This window comes from Pseudoalteromonas undina (assembly GCF_000238275.3).
Lineage (GTDB): Bacteria > Pseudomonadota > Gammaproteobacteria > Enterobacterales > Alteromonadaceae > Pseudoalteromonas > Pseudoalteromonas undina.
The window spans coordinates 38,079-55,508 of sequence record NZ_AHCF03000003.1 but is presented as its reverse complement, the minus strand read 5'-3'; the positions used below and the strand labels follow the sequence as shown (position 1 = coordinate 55,508).

Here is a 17,430-nt window from a genome sequence, read left to right as displayed (position 1 = left end):
TTGTTACCTATACTAAATTAATGCTCAAGCGATCTGAATTTTTCACGTAAATGGTTACGTATACCAATGGCTGTGATGTTAAGGGTAATAATAACCGACACTAACAAAAAGGCCGTTGCATATACCAGCGGACGCGCCGCTTCAACGTTCGGACTTTGAAAGCCAACATCGTAAATATGAAAACCTAAGTGCATGAACTTTCTGTCTAAATGTATATATGGGAAGTTACCATCAAGCGGTAACGTTGGCGCCATTTTTACCACACCCACCAGCATAAGCGGTGCAACTTCACCCGCAGCACGAGCAACCGCTAAAATTAACCCCGTCATAATTGCAGGGCTGGCCATAGGAATAATGATTCGCCATAGCGTTTCTACCTTAGTCGCACCCAGTGCTAATGAACCATCACGCACTGTACTAGGAATACGAGATAAACCTTCTTCGGTTGACACTATTACCACAGGCAACGTTAATATAGCCAAGGTAAGTGCCGACCACATCACACCAGGTGTACCAAATACAGGGGTAGGCGATGACTCAGGATAAAATAATTGGTCAACACTACCACCAACCATATAAACAAAGAAGCCTAGGCCAAATACGCCGTATACAATAGACGGAACACCCGCCAAGTTAATAACCGCAATACGGATCATTTTAGTAATTGCGTTTTTAGCCGCATATTCATGTAAGTAAATAGCAGCAACCACGCCAAATGGCGTTACAATCACAGCCATTAACATCACCATAAATACCGTACCAAAAATAGCAGGAAATACGCCACCTTCGGTATTGGCTTCACGTGGGTCATCTGAAACAAACTTACCTAACTGCACAAAGTAATGACCTAGCTTAGCAAAAAAGCCCATATCGTTTGGAAACCATACATCCAACACTTGATATAGCGGGATTGTAACAACCTCACCACGCATATCCTTTACGGTTACTTGGTCACGTTTAGCTTGTTTACGCAGTGCGAATAACTCTTTTTCTAATTCGCCATATTTCGTACGTAAATCAGCACGCGCTTGAGCAAGTTCAGCAACACGTTCGTCGGTTAGCTCGTTATCAAGCAAGTAGGCTTTTTCCTGTAAACGTAAACGCTCTAGCTCATAGTTAATATGCCCTATGTCGCCATTTTGTAAATCAAGCGCTTCGTCGTTTAAGTCAACCGCACGCTCTACAAGGTCATGTAAGGTTTCAACTTTATCTGCTGTTACCGTCTGACCGCCTTTAATGACGCTTTCTACATACCCGTAAAAATTACCGTTTTTGCTGCGCTCAAACACCGCGAGAGCTTTAGGCGCTGAGCTTTGTTTGATATCGGTTTCGAGTATCCAGCGAAAATCTAAATCAACATACTCACGGTTACCTGTTTTAATTAGTAAACGCTCAACCTCGTCTTTTTCAAATTTAGAAACATCAATACCGGTTGCCGCTAAACGCGACTTAGGTACTAATTCACGGTCATAAATTTCACCAATAACTGTTTGCTTCGCAATTGAACCTTCAAGCTCATACTGCATAACTTGAGATGGCCAAAAAAAGCTTAATCCCTTCCATGCAATCATGGCGAGTAAACCAATTACTGAAATTAAACTGATGCTGACAGCACCACCGGTCATCCAAATCCAAGGAGAACCAGACCTAAACCACTGCTTTACCATGTCGTGTTTCTCCACTTACATTGAGCTGTATTTTTCACGCAGCTGCTGACGAACAAACTCAGCAACTGTGTTGAAAATAAAGGTGAATATGAATAATACAAAGGCGGCTAAGAATAGAATTCGGTAATGCGAACTCCCTACTTCCGACTCTGGCATTTCGACGGCGATATTAGCGGCTAAGGTACGCATGCCTTGGAAAATACTCCAATCCATAATTGGGGTATTACCGGTAGCCATAAGTACAATCATAGTTTCGCCTACGGCACGGCCTAATCCCATCATTACTGCAGAAAAAATACCTGGGCTGGCGGTTAATAACACCACACGAATTAGGGTTTGCCACTGCGTAGCACCTAATGCTAACGAGCCATTTGATAAATGTTTAGGCACACTAAATACCGCATCTTCGGCAATTGAGAAAATAGTTGGAATAACCGCAAAGCCCATCGCGATACCCACTACTAATGAATTACGCTGATCGAAGGTCATGCCTAATTCATTAGTTAGGTATTGACGCACATTGCCATCAAACATCCATAACTCAATACTTTCGCTCATCGCAAACGACAACCAACCAATAAATAACACCACTGGTATTAATAAAATTGAATGTGAGCCTTCTGGGATTTTATGGCGAATAACCGCAGGTAGTTTATTCCAGCCTAAAGCGGTTGCTAAAATACCCAATGGCAGTAACACCAGTAAACCAACAATAGCCGGCAAGTGCTCTTCAATTAAAGGCGCTAACCACAAGCCAGCTAAAAAGCCGAGTATTACCGTAGGCAGAGCTTCCATTATTTCAACCGTTGGCTTTACCACACGGCGCAATTCGCTCGACATAAAATAAGCGGTATAAATAGCGGCTGAAATAGCAATAGGTACAGCAAATAACATTGCGTACATAGCAGCTTTTAAAGTACCAAATGAAATTGGCACTAGTGAAAACTTCGATTCAAAATCATCACTGGCAGAAGTAGATTGCCAAATATAACCCGGCTCAGGGTAGCCTTCGTACCACACCTCTTGCCAAAGCGCTGACCACGTTACTTCTGGATGCTCGTTATGAATTTCTAAAACCGTCAGCTTGTTATCAGCTAAAATTAGCGCCGCATTTGAACGCGGAGCAATAGCAAACTGTTCAATTTCACCATCACTGACTTTACCTTGCCATAACTTTGCTTCGCTGGTGGTGTAATAAAGCCCTAATTCACCATTTTGACCCGTTGTAAAAAAGGTACGACGATAAAATTCAGTAAAAATATTCAGCTTGCTTTGTTTGGTAGTTTCAAACGAACGGATTTTTTGAAATTCACGCCCTGAGTCTGTATTGATTTCAAACCACTGGGATATTTCACCGTTATCATTGGCCAACATCAGTGAGTTTGCACCAGCCAATAGTTGCGATGACACTATATTCGCGTTTTCTTCATTGGCAGATAATAATTGAATTTGCTCAACTTCACTTGGGTAGCGGGTATCGAATACGTAAATTTGATTGGCAGAGCGAACAAATGTGCGGGTGGTATCTGGCGACATTAATAGCTCATCTACGCGACCATCAACGTTAAGCTCGGTGCGCTCTACTTGCCATTCAACTTCACCGGTAAACATATTTTCTTCGGCTACAAAGCTACTAAATACCACACGCTTATCGGCGGTAAGTGCCACAACGGCTGTTTTTTCTTCATAATGGCTAAAGGCAAAACGCTTAATAGCTGTACCTTGCTCATCAACTTCGAGTGCCATTTCACCCAGTGGATAACCTAAACGCGGAGTTAGCTTACGCTCATTATTAGGGAAGGTGACTAAAAACTTAGGCGCTACAATTGTCACTGTGCCATTTTCTAAACCATACGCATAATGCCCTTGAAAGGGAGCACTATTTGCAAAACTGGTTACCTGCGCGGGTAAAGTAGCATTAAGTGTTTTTAGTTTTTTACCAAACTTTGCTTTATCAACACTGTAGAAGTTAACTTGACCTTGATCATCAAGTAAATAAGCAACCTCAGTTTGCTCCTCAACACCAAGCCCTACTATTTGCTCAGCATTAGCAACATTAAAGCTAGCGCGTTTTTCAACTTTAGCTGACTCGAAAATAGGCTGCACTACATAAAGAAGGTAAAAGAAGATCAATAGCAGTGCTATTAATACCATTATACCGCCTGCGGTTATGCCAAACTTAGCAAACCGGTCTTTAAATAGACGGCTTCGATCCGTATTAAAAGTCGGTTTATTCGGATTTGAAGTCATCAAAACACCCTTATATCTTAACGTTGGGCGCATTATATTTCATCAAAGTGACAGTAATGTTACAGTCGTAATAATTCTTTACTTATATAGAGTCTGTTTGTCTTTGCAGATTAAACTTTCAACTTTATGAGTGGATTTTAAGCAAAATTACGACTTTAAATAAGATTAAAGTATTGTTTGTAGTAGTGATTGTATTTATTTATACGTTCTTAATGAACTAAATCAATTATTAATTGGACAAACTATTTATCCAAGACAATACTCTATGGGCATCTAATATAACAACAACAAAGTAACCTCTTAAGATGTAACAATCCTTTTGTGGTTAGCTTTTACATACATTTAGAATCACATACATTAGATAGCATCACTTAATGCCTATGCATTTATTTTTTCATTTGGGCTTAAAAAGAGAACTATTATGAAGCAGTTGGTAATAACTATTTTAGGGGAAGATCGCCCCGGTTTAGTAGAAAGTATTTCATCGGTTATATTGGAAAACCATGGCAATTGGTTAAGCAGTAATTTGAGTCACTTACTCGGGCACTTTGCAGGCATTATACAGGTTGAAGTGGCTGAAGAGCATTTACAGACATTTCAAAATGCGCTCAATGGGCTTCCTAAGTTAGATGTTCGCATTGAAAAGGGCAACACTGAAATTGAGCCTGTAGAGCTTGAGCAACTTAATTTTGTGATCACCGGTAACGATCGCCCTGGTATAGTGCAAGAACTAGCAAGTGTTATTCGCCATAAAGGCGCGAATATCACAAACTTAAACTCTAGGCAGCAAAGTGCGCCAAACTGGGGAGTGCCTATATTTAGTGCTGTTGCCACCGTGAGCCTGCCTAACGGGTTGAATAAAGAAGAAGTTATCAATGCACTTGAGTCAATTACGAGTGACTTAGTAGTTGATGTAGAGCAAAGTTAAATCAGCTCTATTATCATGAACACGAAAAAGGCGCTAATTATAGCGCCTTTTTTATGCATAACACCCAGTGTTACATGTCTGCATGACGATTAATACTTTGCATCATCTGCTTCAAACCTTGCTCTTCGAGCTGCAAGATCTCCCCTAGCTTTTCTTGAGCCTCTGGTGACTGCGCTTTATCTGCCAAATAACTGTATGCATTTAATACTTTTTGATGCTGCTGAGATAAATACTCTTGAATCGCTAGTTCATCTAGCTCATTACTGCGATCTAAATCAGTAAAGCTGATGATTTCTGAGTGCTCTGAAAAATATTCATAGCAGTATGTATCTAAAGTATTTATTTCAGTGATTGCTTTAAAGCCAATTAAATCCTCAGCGAGTTTTTTTTCATACTCAACACAATAATCGATTAACTGTTTGTTATGCTCTCCAAGTAAATCCCTTACGCTAAAAAAATTAGCCGCCATTTGTGTATGAAACTGAACGGTCCAATCGAACACTTCTTGAATTGTTTTAACTTGCATGTGCGTTCCTTACTTTTTAAAACCTATTGATTAAATAGATGCGTGAATCATGCCAATAAGAAATGCAATAAAATCAGTAGATAAAGAAAGGATTGCCTAACTTGTACTGATATTTTCAGTACAAGTTACACAATCAGTGTAAATATTATAGGTTGCGCTTTCGCCATAATAAATACACCGCGGGTAATACCAGCAATGTTAAAATAATAGCGCTAAACATACCGCCAACCATGGGGGCGGCTATTCGGCTCATTACTTCACTCCCCGTGCCTCTGCCATAAAGCACCGGTAATAAGCCAATCACTATGGTTGCCACTGTCATCATTACCGGACGTACTCGTAGACCCGCACCTTCTAGTATCGCCTGTTTAAGCTGCTCTATACTCAAGCTTTTACCAATTTTAGAAGCAGCCTCTACCTGCGCTTTATAGGCTTGGTTTAAATACACCAACATTATAACGCCTATTTCTACGGCCACTCCAGCAAGGGCAATAAAGCCGACCCCCACAGCAACAGAGAAGTTAAAGCCTTCTAAGTACATTAGCCAGATACCGCCTATCATCGCCAGTGGTAAAGTCGCCATAATAATAAATACCTCGGTGAAGCTTCTAAAGTTAAGATAAAGCAGCACTACAATAATGGCTAAGGTTAGCGGCAACACATAACTCAGTTTAGCTTTAGCACGCTCCATGTATTCGTATTGCCCTGCCCAAGTTATAGAATACCCTGCGGGTAAAATTAGCTGCTCGTTTAGCAACTGCTGGGCATTTGCTACGTAGCTACCAATATCTGTATCTTTAATATCAATAAAGCTCCAACCATTTAAACGGGCATTTTCACTTTTTATTCCAGGAGGGCCATCACTAATAAACACATTCGCCACATCAGCAAGTGCGATACGTTGACCCGTTGGAGTAACTATAGGTAAAAGCATCAGTTCTTCAGGGGAGTCACGGTACGCTTGCGGATAACGAAGATTTACTGGGTAGCGCTCTTGGCCCTCAACCGTTTCAGTCACATTCATACCACCAATCGCGGTGGCGACTACTTGTTGCACATCAGCAATATTTAAACTGTAGCGCGCTGCTTTTTCACGGTTAATATCTACCTTAATATAACGTCCACCCGCTACACGCTCTGAGTAAACAGACGACGTACCGGGAAGATCTTTAAGTAATACCTCTATTTGTTGACCTATTTTTTGAATTTCATTCAAATTAGGACCCGCGACTTTTATACCCACAGGGGTTTTAATCCCTGTAGCCAGCATGTCTATCCGCGTTTTAATTGGCATCACCCAAGCGTTAGTCAGCCCAGGAAACTTAACCAAAGCATCAAGCTCTTGTTTGAGCTTTTCAGTGGTCATGCCTTCGCGCCACTGATCTTTAGGCTTAAACTGTATGAAGGTTTCAATCATGGTCAGTGGTGCCGGATCGGTTGCCGTTTCCGCTCGTCCAATTTTGCCAAATACGGTTTTTACCTCGGGCACAGTGGCAATCAATTTATCGGTTTGCTGCAATAGCTCGCGCGCTTTACCAATTGAAATTCCTGGGTAAGTAGTCGGCATATACATTAGATCCCCCTCATCAAGAGGTGGAATAAATTCACTGCCTATTTTATTTACCGGATAAAAGCCCACTAAAGTGATAACTAGCGCAATCAGCAAGGTGCTTTTTGGAAATTTTAGTACTCGATTTAACAGCGGCTTATAGCTATTTACCAGTAAACGGTTAACTGGGTTTTTATTTTCAGATATCACCTTACCCCGAATGAAATAACCCATCAGTACGGGTACTAAGGTAATTGCTAATCCAGCAGAAGCTGCCATTGCATAGGTTTTTGTGTACGCCAATGGCGCAAACATTCGCCCTTCCTGAGCTTCTAAAATAAATACCGGCATGAAGCTCACTGTAATGATTAATAAGCTAAAAAATAACGCAGGCCCAACTTCACTGGCAGAATCAATCACCACTTGCCAACGGTTTTCATCTGTTAGCGGTTTTTTCTCCATGTGCTTGTGCATGTTTTCAATCATCACAATCGCACCATCGGTCATAGCACCAATCGCTATAGCAATCCCGCCTAATGACATAATATTGGCGTTAATTCCCTGCCAATACATAATAATAAAAGCGGTGAGTATGCCTAACGGTAAGGTAATAATAGCCACCAGCGATGAGCGTACATGGAATAAAAACACCACACACACTAAAGCCACTACAATAAGCTCTTCCATCAATTTAGAGGTGAGGTTATCAACTGCGTCTTTTATTAAATGAGAGCGGTCGTACACAGGTACAATTTTAACCCCCTCTGGTAGCCCTTTTTTAAGAGACTCTAATTTAGCTTTAACGAGCTCTATGGTTTTTTGCGCGTTTTCACCAAAGCGCATAACCACTACGCCACCTGCCACCTCGCCTTCGCCGTTAAGCTCGGCAACACCGCGGCGCATTTGCGGACCTAAACGCACATTAGCAACATCACGTAACTGTAGTGCAGTACCGTTAGCGTTTATACCTAAAGGAATGGCTTCTAAATCAGCAACACTTTTTACGTAGCCAGTACTGGTTACCATGTATTCAGCTTCTGCCATCTCAACTACCGATGCACCCATTTCTTGATTGCCTTGCTTAATGGCAGTTTGAATAAGGCTTAGCGGAATACCATAAGCACGAAGCTTATCGGGCTGAACGTTTACTTGGTATTGTTTGACCATGCCGCCTACCGATGCCACTTCGGATACACCGGGTACAGTTTGCAGTTCAAATTTTAAAAACCAATCTTGTAAACTGCGTAATTGGCTGATGTCATGCTTACCGGTGGTATCAGTGAGTGCATATAAATACACCCAGCCAACGCCGGTGGCATCGGGGCCGAGCTCTGCAATTGCCGTACTAGGTAAGCGCGCTGATACTTGACTTAAATATTCCTGAACACGACTTCGTGCCCAGTATAAATCGGTGTCTTCGTCAAAAATAACGTACACGTAGGAGTCGCCAAAAAACGAAAAGCCGCGTACTGTTTGCGCCCCAGGTACCGATAGCATTGCCGTGGTAATCGGGAATGTAACCTGATCTTGCACTACTTGCGGCGCTTGCCCAGGATAAGATGTTTTAACAATAACCTGTACATCTGATAAATCGGGTAAGGCATCTACAGGCGTATTTTTTACAGCATACAAGCCACCACCAATCAGTATTGCGGTCAGTAATAAAACAAAAAAACGGTTAACAACAGACCAGCGAATAATTGCAGTAATCATAACCACTCCTAGTGATGTTGACTGTGCGTAGCATGCACAGGCGTTATTGTATGAATCACAAATTCACCTTGCTCAATGCTAAAGGTAAAAGTAACTTCATCATTTAGCTTAAGCATCTCAATCATTACATTTTTTGCTAGCATAAAGTCCATTGTTGCAGGTCCTCGGCCCCACTTTTCAATTGCCTCACGGCTGATATTCACTACTCGATTATTAGCATCAATACTATTAATTACCCCATTTACAGTTGCCGTATTTGGGTTGGCATCACTCATTTGCATACTGTTATGCGAAACTGCTTGCATACGTTTAAAGTCAGAGTTTTTACTCGACTCTGAATCAATTAAAAACTGTGCTGAGGTAACCACTTCATCGTCTGCCATAACACCTGATAAAATTTCGGTATTAGCCGCATCACTTCGCCCTAAAGTTACCTCGACCGATTTAAAACGACCTTCCCCAAGTGCAACTACAACACGGTTTTGGCTACCAGTGCGAATAACAGCTTCTTTAGGTACAATTAACTGCTTTTCAGCTACTTGACTATGAATACTGACTTGAGCAAACATATTAGGCTTTAACTGATGGCCTTGGTTATCAAAGCGCAAACGTACTCTTAATGTGCGGTTTTTGGCATCTAGCGTAGGATAAATATAATCCACTTGCCCCTCCCAACGTTGGCCACTTAAATAATCGAGTGTCATGGTTACAGGCAAGCCAACATGAATAAGTCCTGCTTGGCGCTCAAATACCTCAGCCTCAACCCATACTTCATCAAGCTGAGCAATACTCATCATTGAGGTATCTGGTTTAACATAAAATCCTTCACGAATATTAAGCTCATCAACAACGCCACCTTGGCGGGCATAAAACGTTATGTTTTGTAGCACTTGTTGGCTTTTTTGCAGGCGTGAAATAAAGCCATCAGACACATTAAGCGATTTTAATCGGGCTTTAGCGGCACGAATTAGCACCGGATTATTACGCTTTAACGCTAACACAAACTCTTCTTGTGCATTCACTAACTGTGGTGAATATAAGGTATAAAGTGGCTCATCTTGTTTAACCTGATCGCCCGCGGCTTTAACGTATAGGGTTTCGACCCACCCCTCTACTCGCGGATGAATATGAATTAGCTGGTCTTGGTTGTATTGCACATAACCTACGGTATTAACTTCATTTTCAAGTGCAGCAAACGCCACAGGCGCGGTACGCACACCTAAATTATTAATCACTGTGGGTGAAATTTTAATACTGCCAGGCCCTTCATTGGCCTCACTGTCTGACTCTTCGTAAACAGGCACTAAATCCATGCCCATGGGCGATAAACCAGGTTCGTCACGGCGATAATTACTATCCATAGGTGCTACCCAATAAAGCGGCTCTTTTTTGCTACTGCCTTTGCTATCAGTTGGCATAGCGTGTTCAGTAGGCAAGCTTAAGAAAACCCCCGCAGTTAATGCCGCACTGCATATAGCCGCCAGTGATAATTTTAAATTAGTATTCATAGCTAGGCTCCTGCTGTGGTGTTTTTTTTAAGCTGATATCATCAGCACTGGCATAATAATTTAACCTTGCAATAGTTATCTTTTGATCAACATGAATGTTTAGGGCGTCTATCTTGGCATTTAATTGACCAATACGCGCTTGCATCACATCTGAGAAGTTACCATCATCGCGGGTATAGGCATTCAGGGTCGCTTGAGCTTGCTCGGCCATTTGCGGTAGCAGCTTGGTTTGATAAAGCTCGGCGCGCTGATGAAGCCGCGCTAACTGACTAACTTCCTTAAAGTACATCCCTTGTAGCTTTTTAAGAGCTATTAACTTTTGTGTTTTAGCCTCCTCGCTATCAGCAATGGCAGCATTTACAAGTTGGTCTTGGCGGTTATCGGTAAACAGGGGTAAATCAATACTTATACCCACAGAGAAAAGGTCTGCTCGCGAGCCCCCCATTGGCATGTCATCACGATAACCGTACCCCATATTAACGCCAATTTGCGGTTTATAGCCTTGCTCAGCCACACTAATTTGAGTTTGCTTTGCCACTATTGCATTATCCATTGCCATAATTGCAGGGTGCTTTAATAGCATGGTCATTAATTGCTGATACTCTAACTCGGTGTAGTTTTTTAATGCTGTAAGCTCTGAAAAGTCATCACTGACAGGCAGGCTCAGCATAGCGATAGGCAACCATTGTGTTAGCCGCTTTTTAGCACCTTGTAGCTGCTGCTCCAGTTGCATTAATTTATCTTCAAGGCGGGTTAACTCTAATTGCGCTCGAATAATATCTTGTTGGCGTGTTTTGCCCACCGAGCTTACATAGCTTGATTCTGTAATATCAATGAGCTGAGTAAACAAAGCTTTATCTTGCTCAATTAGTGCAATGCTTCGTTGCGCTCTATAAGCATTGAGCCATGACTCAGTAACTACGGTTTTTACTTGCGCGAGTCTATCTTTGCGCAGCCAAGGCTCTGCTGCAGCTGACTGAGAAAGAGCCTTTTGTTGAAGTGCTAGGCTATCGCCTCGGCTCAGTGATTGGCTAATTCCCACCTTAAATTGGGTCATATTTTCTTGATCAAAAGCAAAACCATTAGTTGGTAGGTTCATTAACCCTAATGTAAGCACTGGATCAGGTAAGGTTCCTGCGGCAATACTTTTTGCTTCAATTGATGATTGTTTTTGCTTGCTAGCTTTAAGCCAGGGCTCATGGTTTAAGGCATAGTTAATTGCCTCATTTAAACCTAGTTCAGCACTATGTACAGAGACACTAATACTCAACAAGCTACTTATACACACGGATTTTAATACTGCGAAGTGATTCATCACTTGCTCCACTTAAATTTAAAAATAACGAATGAAAACGATTAAATTTATAAGCAGATAGATGACAATAAGCTAAATAACTAAATTTTAAATACACCTACCCTGCGATTATGCAGGCATAGGAGGACGGTAAAGAGAACGTGCAAAGTTAACTTGATGCTGTATTACAGCATGTTGCACTTTTTCAGAGGGTAATTTGGAGGCTATAAATAGTGAGTTTACATGCAAGGCTGAATGCGAACTACAAGCACTCATCGGGCAACTGCAATCTTGGGTTAACGTGCTTTGCTCACTACAGCAATCCATAGACATGGTTGTTGTATCAGCGTCGTCACTCATTGCCATCTCACTATGCTGCATCGATGCATGGGTTGCCATGTTCGTATGCGGCATATCACATACCATAGATACAGACGCAACGGCTTGACCCACAAAAGTGAGTAACAAAGTTAGCGTGAGTAAAATACAGTAAATACGTTGCAATGAATTAACCTAAAAATAAATAGACGTTTAAAGTTTATGGGAACTGTGTTTAAAACTCAATAATTAACTGGTTTTTACTACTGGCTTTATAAAGCTACTGGCCGCAATGGCGAACAAGCAATAGCCGGTAAAATACCAAAAACCAGTACCAAACTCAGCATGCATATTAAGTAAATCTTCTGAGTTCGCGTTTGCATTACCAGCCATGTAAGCCACTATTAATGCAATAACAAACACATCCACCATACTCCATTTACTTAAACCGATAATCACCTTACCAAGATTGTGCTTAAACGAAGTCTCCTTCAGCACACAATACAACAATTGAAGCAGCAGCTTAATTGTTGGGATCACCATTGAAAAAAACGCCACTAATATCGCCACTAAGTAGTTTTTGTTATCGGCCAGTTCGTTAACAGTGCCCCAAATACTGCGCGTTTTTTGATAAGCGCTGATCTCGCCTTCAAGTTTATCTAACCCCAACATACTCGAGATCATCATTAGCATATTACGGGTGTTTTGATTCCCTTCATCTGCCAACATTTCAATGCCCGCCTCAGCAAGTTTAGACTTATCAATTTTACCTTCCATACTCAGTACGGGCTGAGTCACCCCGGGAATTAATAAAGCTAAGGCAATTAAAATAGTGGTAATAGGTAAAAATAAACGCATGGTGTAATACTAAGTAAAATCAATATGTGCCAATCATACCCAAACGTTTTGCGTTAGTCTTGCTCAATAATAGTGGCCAATAGTTCATCCGCATACTGGCGTGCATCCAACATGGCGCTAAATACGGTCTCAATATTCGAGGCTGGGCGAATAGTTTCTAACAACTTTTTAGCCAATTGCCAATTATCTTCCTCTACCGCTTTTATTAAATGTAAAGAATTACCCATCATGCCTTCAAAACTTAATAGTGCACCAGATAACTCAGCCCCTAAACTAAACTCTTTAGCAATAGCTTCCAGCTCCATATCTAAAATAGCATCAAGCACCGACATTAAGCCGACTAAATAACCTTGTTCTGCAATGACTTTTCCGCCTGGTTCTAAAATTATTTGCATGAACTGCGCTCGACATAAGCCTAAACGAGTAAGTTCACTGGGCTTATCTGAGCCAAGCTCGCTTAGCGCCAATACTCGTACAAACTTTCTAATAGAATCTTCCCCTAAATACACAACCGCCTGAGGAATAGACGTTATCACTAAATTTTTATTAGCAGAGCGAGCATTCACTAGTTTTAGGACGCGTGCAGTCAAACCGACATCTTTAGAAATGCGTTGATTAATTTCATTAAAGTCTAAATCTGTGCGGGATGTGCAACGCAGTAAGTCTAAAACAGCCATTTTTAGAGGTTCGATACTGTTGTAACTTAACATTTCTGGATGTGCAAAAAAGAACCCTTGAAAATAATCGCATCCAGCCTCTTTAAGCTGCCTAAATTCATCATAGGTTTCAATTCGCTCTACCACTATTTTAATATTAGGAAAATTGCGTTTGAGCTTTTTCAGCAACATGCTTGTTTTTATTACAGGCTCTTCAACTTCAAGCTTAATATAATCAATCAAACTGAGTAATGGTTGCCATTTTTCATGTGAGTCGTAGTCATCTAACGCAAATACATATCCTGCTTTTTTTAACTCTATCACTCTCTCAACAACAAGCTCTATATTTTCAGTACGCTCAACAATTTCAATTACAGTATTCTCAGGCTGTAATAATTTAGGCAAATCCTCTAAAAGCCCCTCGCTCGATAAATTAATAAACGCAGTTTGATTGAGCGTTAGCTTTTCTATGCCAACCAGCATTAACGCATTAAAAAAAAGTCGCCCAGTGGCTTGCCCGTCAGTTGTTCCTACAGGAAAAGCATTATTAACTGAATCTCGATAGAGCAATTCATAAGCAAAAATACTTTTATCACCGTCAAAAATTGGTTGCCTAGCAATATATTGAGTAACCAAAATAGATGAATTTTTTACCTCTAGATTATTTGGCATTAATCTTCCTACTTAACAGTGATGTCATCATTATTTTTTATTATTTAACCAGTATAGTGAAACTTTAAAGACTTGCTGCAATTTTAATTAGATTAAAAACAAACAAATAAGACTAAATTTATAACCCTAGAGCAGAATTATTAGTATCCTCATTTTTTATAGGGTTTTTGAGTTTACAACTGCTCTAAGCATACCCAAAGGTTATGGTTATAAGGTATAATGCGATTATTAATTTTTTATAAACTCACAAAAAAGAGTCCCTTATATGAGCATTGAACAAGCCTTAATAGAACGTAGCAGTAACCAATGTGAACTCTGCGCAGCAACAGACAACCTAACTGTATACGAAGTTCCTCCTGTTACCGAAGCTCATTCAGATAAATGCATCTACACCTGTCAAACATGTAAAGATCAAATTGAAGGCAATAGCGATTTAACCCCGACCCATTGGCATTGCTTAAATGACAGTATGTGGAGTCAAACACCTGCGGTACAAGTTGTTGCTTATCGCATGCTGACTCAGTTAGCAGCTGATAACGGATGGGCACAAGACGCGCTAGATATGATTTACCTTGAAGAAGACACATTAACATGGGCGCAGCAAGCGCTTGCTGAAGATGATGATATTAAACACATTGATAGCAATGGTGTAGTACTACAAGCTGGCGACACCGTCACGTTAATAAAAGATTTAGATGTGAAAGGTAGCAGCTTAACAGCAAAGCGCGGTACAGCCGTGCGCAATATTGGCTTAACCAGCAACCCTGAACATATTGAAGGACGTGTTGATGGACAGCGTATTGTAATTTTAACTAAATACGTAAAAAAATAAGTAATAAATCAAGGCGCCTAGCGCCTTTTTTTATATCTCGACTTTCTTTATTTGCTAGTTAAGCAATGATTAAGCAATTCAACCGTATGCTAGCGACCTTATACCATACTCCATCAAGGAACTCTTATGTTCTCATCGAAGCCAAATTCAATGTTAAAGTCGATTGCAGGCTTGTGTTTTCTAGCAAGTGGCACACTTATGCTGAGCGCATGTAACGATGACGCAGCACAACAAAATAGTGCTGTGGCGCAAACAATGACCACCTTACCTGTGCAAGTTAGTTACTTAGATCGCAGCCTAATTGCGCCTAATTCACAGCTAACCGTTACCTTGGTTGATGTGTCAAAAATGGATGTGGCAGCAACGGTTATCTCTGAGCAGGTAATTGATTTAGTAGGCGCACCGCCTTATAAAGTAGAGCTTGAGTATAACCTTGAAAAGATTGACCCAACTCACCGCTATAGCGTGCGTGCAACCATTAATAATCAAGGAAACTTGCTATACACCAGCACAACCAGTAACTCGCCTTTTGATAATACGGCCTCATCAGAGCCTTTAGAGATTATTGTTTCAAAAGTAGCGCCAAAGCCAGACGTTGACTTAGTAAACACCTACTTCAAAGCAGTTTCAATCGACGGCAACCCTGTTGTAGTGAATACCAAAGAGCCATTTATTCAGTTTAATAGTGATAACACTGTACACGGCTTTTTAGGATGTAATAACTTTAATGGTGGTTATGAAGTATCGAAGCAAGCAGTGACTTTTACGCAGTTAGCTACCACGCAAAAAATGTGTCATGACAATATGGAACAAGAAAGCGCGATGGCGGCTGTGCTTCAGGCAGCAACGCAATGGCAAATTAATGGTGAAAAATTAGTATTACAAAATGAGGCAGGCAACCAACTTGCTACCTTTAACGCTGTTTACTTTTGATTAAGAACGTAACAATACCCCACATCTAAGCAAATAAATAAGCCCAGTAAAACTGGGCTTATTTATTTTTATTCGGCGACTAGCTGCTCGCTACGGTAAAAACCACTAGGCTTACTCAACAAGTTTACTAGTTCAGGTAACACGTCATCCATCGTTTGTTTCAGCTTCCATGGTGGATTTATCACTATCATTCCAGAGGCGGTCATACCATGTACTTCTGTATCTGCTTCGGTACCTAATTCAAATAATTGAATATTTTTAATTCCCGCGTCAATTAAACCCTGCTCCATATTATCAATACGTTCTCTGTCCACAACCGGATACCAGATCATATATGTACCCGTCGCAAAGCGTTGGTGGGCTTTGACAATGGTTTGTACTACCGTATTGTAATCGTCTTTTATTTCATAAGGTGGGTCTATTAACACACAGGCTCTGCGCGAGGCTGGCGGTAATAAACCAATTAAGCCCGCAAATCCATTTTCGCCGCGCACTCGAATAGAGCGCTTACCTTGCATGTTTTCTTCAAGTAATACCAAATCTCGCGGATGCAACTCAAAAAACCAGCCCTTATCTTGGCGGCGTAAAAAGTGTTCGGCGATTTTTGGTGAACCTGGGTAAAAAGCCAGAGACGAACTTTCATTAAACGATTTTATTAATTCAATGTAGTCGTTTAAGGCACCGTGCTGACTGGTATGTTGCCAAAGTTTTTCTATGCCATCTTGGTACTCTTGGGTTTTTTGCGCGTCTGGTGCTGCCAGCTCAAAAAAACCAGCACCCGAATGCGTATCGATATAGTCAAGCGGCTTATCTTTTATTGTTTGATAACCCAGCACTTGCGCTAACACTAAATGTTTAAGTACATCGGCAGGGTTACCCGCATGAAAGGAGTGTCTGTAACTAAGCATTATTTATTTTCGCCATACGCTGTTTAATAAAATTAGTGAACCATAAAGCACACTGCTTTGGCAATCGTCACAGCAAAAGCGGGTGTTTACGTGAACCATTTCTGAATGAAAAAGCCAATAGCATGAATTATCCCTTAACATAGAATAAAAATCACCTAAAACCAGCGTAAATGCTGGCAAATAAACACACTTTGCTTTACATTTGCATGACATTAATTACAGTTATATGAGCGCATTTATGAACAACAATACTCTTCAACAACTCGAACAACTGATCGACCAACTAATTACCCGTAATAATCAGTTGCAAACTGATATTACAGAGCTTAAAGAGCAAAACAGTAAACTGCTTGATGAAAATGAGTTATTACAGTTAGAAGCCCTTGAAAATGAAGAAAAACAAAAAGATGCAAGCACCACCTTGTCGTCATTATTAGATAAATTACAAAGCGCACAACAGGCAAGCTAATGTCTGAGCTGCAAAACCAGCGAGTCACTGTTGAATTGCTTGGTAAAGAGCAGCAATTTGCTTGTCCGGCTGGGCAAGAAGAGGCACTAAAAGCGGCCGCCAAAAATCTGAATGATTTAGTTGAACAAATGAAACAACGTTCAACTGTCAGAAACGATCAAAAAGCATTACTTATGGCTGCTTTGAATTTAAGCCACGAATTGCTTGAAGCAAAAACTCAAAAATCAGTTGAGCTTGAGCATCAAGATCAATTGATTGATAAGTTGAGTCAATACTTAAGCTCAAACTCTGAACACACTAAATAAAAGCGCATTTTGCGCTTTTATTGTTTTTACCGTCAAAATATAGC

Annotated in this window: 15 protein-coding genes; 5 read left to right on the top strand and 10 right to left on the bottom strand. The window is 40.8% G+C overall.

From position 1 onward, the window contains the following. Positions 1-17: 17 nt before the first annotated feature. A complete protein-coding gene (gene pstA, locus PUND_RS03855) occupies positions 18-1,667 on the bottom strand; it encodes a phosphate ABC transporter permease PstA (RefSeq protein ID WP_010391734.1) in 1,650 nt (549 codons plus the stop codon). 15 nt (positions 1,668-1,682) lie between these two features. After that, the gene (locus PUND_RS03850; RefSeq protein WP_010391733.1) at positions 1,683-3,917 is read right to left on the bottom strand and encodes an ABC transporter permease subunit; all 2,235 of its coding nucleotides are present in this window, start codon (positions 3,915-3,917) and stop codon (positions 1,683-1,685) included. 421 nt (positions 3,918-4,338) lie between these two features. Here PUND_RS03850 and PUND_RS03845 point away from each other — a divergent pair, with 421 nt between their 5' ends. Next, positions 4,339-4,845, top strand: coding sequence for a glycine cleavage system transcriptional repressor (locus PUND_RS03845; RefSeq protein WP_010391731.1), 507 nt, complete (start codon positions 4,339-4,341; stop codon positions 4,843-4,845). 70 nt (positions 4,846-4,915) lie between these two features. On the opposite strand, the gene PUND_RS03840 is transcribed toward PUND_RS03845, so the two are convergent. From PUND_RS03840 to PUND_RS03810, 7 genes are all read right to left on the bottom strand, one after another. Continuing rightward, a complete protein-coding gene (locus PUND_RS03840; protein WP_010391728.1) occupies positions 4,916-5,371 on the bottom strand; it encodes a hypothetical protein in 456 nt (151 codons plus the stop codon). A 145-nt stretch (positions 5,372-5,516) separates the two neighbouring features. Continuing rightward, a complete protein-coding gene (locus PUND_RS03835; RefSeq protein WP_010391727.1) occupies positions 5,517-8,633 on the bottom strand; it encodes an efflux RND transporter permease subunit in 3,117 nt (1,038 codons plus the stop codon). An 8-nt stretch (positions 8,634-8,641) separates the two neighbouring features. Further along, complete coding sequence (locus PUND_RS03830; RefSeq protein ID WP_010391726.1) at positions 8,642-10,141, bottom strand: efflux RND transporter periplasmic adaptor subunit; 1,500 nt, start codon at positions 10,139-10,141, stop codon at positions 8,642-8,644. Further along, a complete protein-coding gene (locus PUND_RS03825; RefSeq protein ID WP_010391725.1) occupies positions 10,131-11,456 on the bottom strand; it encodes a TolC family protein in 1,326 nt (441 codons plus the stop codon). Before PUND_RS03825 ends, PUND_RS03830 begins: the two co-directional genes overlap by 11 nt. 108 nt (positions 11,457-11,564) lie before the next feature. After that, positions 11,565-11,939, bottom strand: a complete 375-nt coding sequence (locus tag PUND_RS03820; RefSeq protein WP_010391724.1) for a hypothetical protein — start codon at positions 11,937-11,939, stop codon at positions 11,565-11,567. 63 nt (positions 11,940-12,002) lie between these two features. Then, complete coding sequence (locus tag PUND_RS03815; protein WP_010391723.1) at positions 12,003-12,611, bottom strand: paraquat-inducible protein A; 609 nt, start codon at positions 12,609-12,611, stop codon at positions 12,003-12,005. A gap of 53 nt (positions 12,612-12,664) precedes the next feature. Continuing rightward, positions 12,665-13,939 carry an EAL and HDOD domain-containing protein gene (locus tag PUND_RS03810; protein WP_010391722.1) on the bottom strand — a complete coding sequence of 425 codons (1,275 nt, stop codon included), beginning with the start codon at positions 13,937-13,939 and terminating at the stop codon, positions 12,665-12,667. 265 nt (positions 13,940-14,204) lie between these two features. Here PUND_RS03810 and PUND_RS03805 point away from each other — a divergent pair, with 265 nt between their 5' ends. Together PUND_RS03805 and PUND_RS03800 are read left to right on the top strand one after the other, a co-directional pair. Next, positions 14,205-14,771, top strand: coding sequence for a PhnA domain-containing protein (locus tag PUND_RS03805; RefSeq protein ID WP_010391720.1), 567 nt, complete (start codon positions 14,205-14,207; stop codon positions 14,769-14,771). Between the two features lie 126 nt (positions 14,772-14,897). Beyond that, a complete protein-coding gene (locus PUND_RS03800; RefSeq protein ID WP_010391719.1) occupies positions 14,898-15,704 on the top strand; it encodes an META domain-containing protein in 807 nt (268 codons plus the stop codon). A 68-nt stretch (positions 15,705-15,772) separates the two neighbouring features. Here the strand turns inward: PUND_RS03800 and PUND_RS03795 are convergent, their stop codons facing one another. Continuing rightward, entirely contained in the window at positions 15,773-16,612 is an 840-nt protein-coding gene (locus PUND_RS03795) for a 23S rRNA (adenine(2030)-N(6))-methyltransferase RlmJ (RefSeq protein ID WP_010391717.1), read from the bottom strand. A gap of 238 nt (positions 16,613-16,850) precedes the next feature. Here PUND_RS03795 and PUND_RS03790 point away from each other — a divergent pair, with 238 nt between their 5' ends. Together PUND_RS03790 and PUND_RS03785 are read left to right on the top strand one after the other, a co-directional pair. After that, positions 16,851-17,081: a hypothetical protein gene (locus tag PUND_RS03790; RefSeq protein WP_008113449.1), complete on the top strand. Its 231-nt coding sequence runs from the start codon at positions 16,851-16,853 to the stop codon at positions 17,079-17,081. Beyond that, positions 17,081-17,386, top strand: a complete 306-nt coding sequence (locus PUND_RS03785; protein ID WP_010391716.1) for a cell division protein ZapA — start codon at positions 17,081-17,083, stop codon at positions 17,384-17,386. Before PUND_RS03790 ends, PUND_RS03785 begins: the two co-directional genes overlap by 1 nt. Positions 17,387-17,430: the final 44 nt, after the last annotated feature.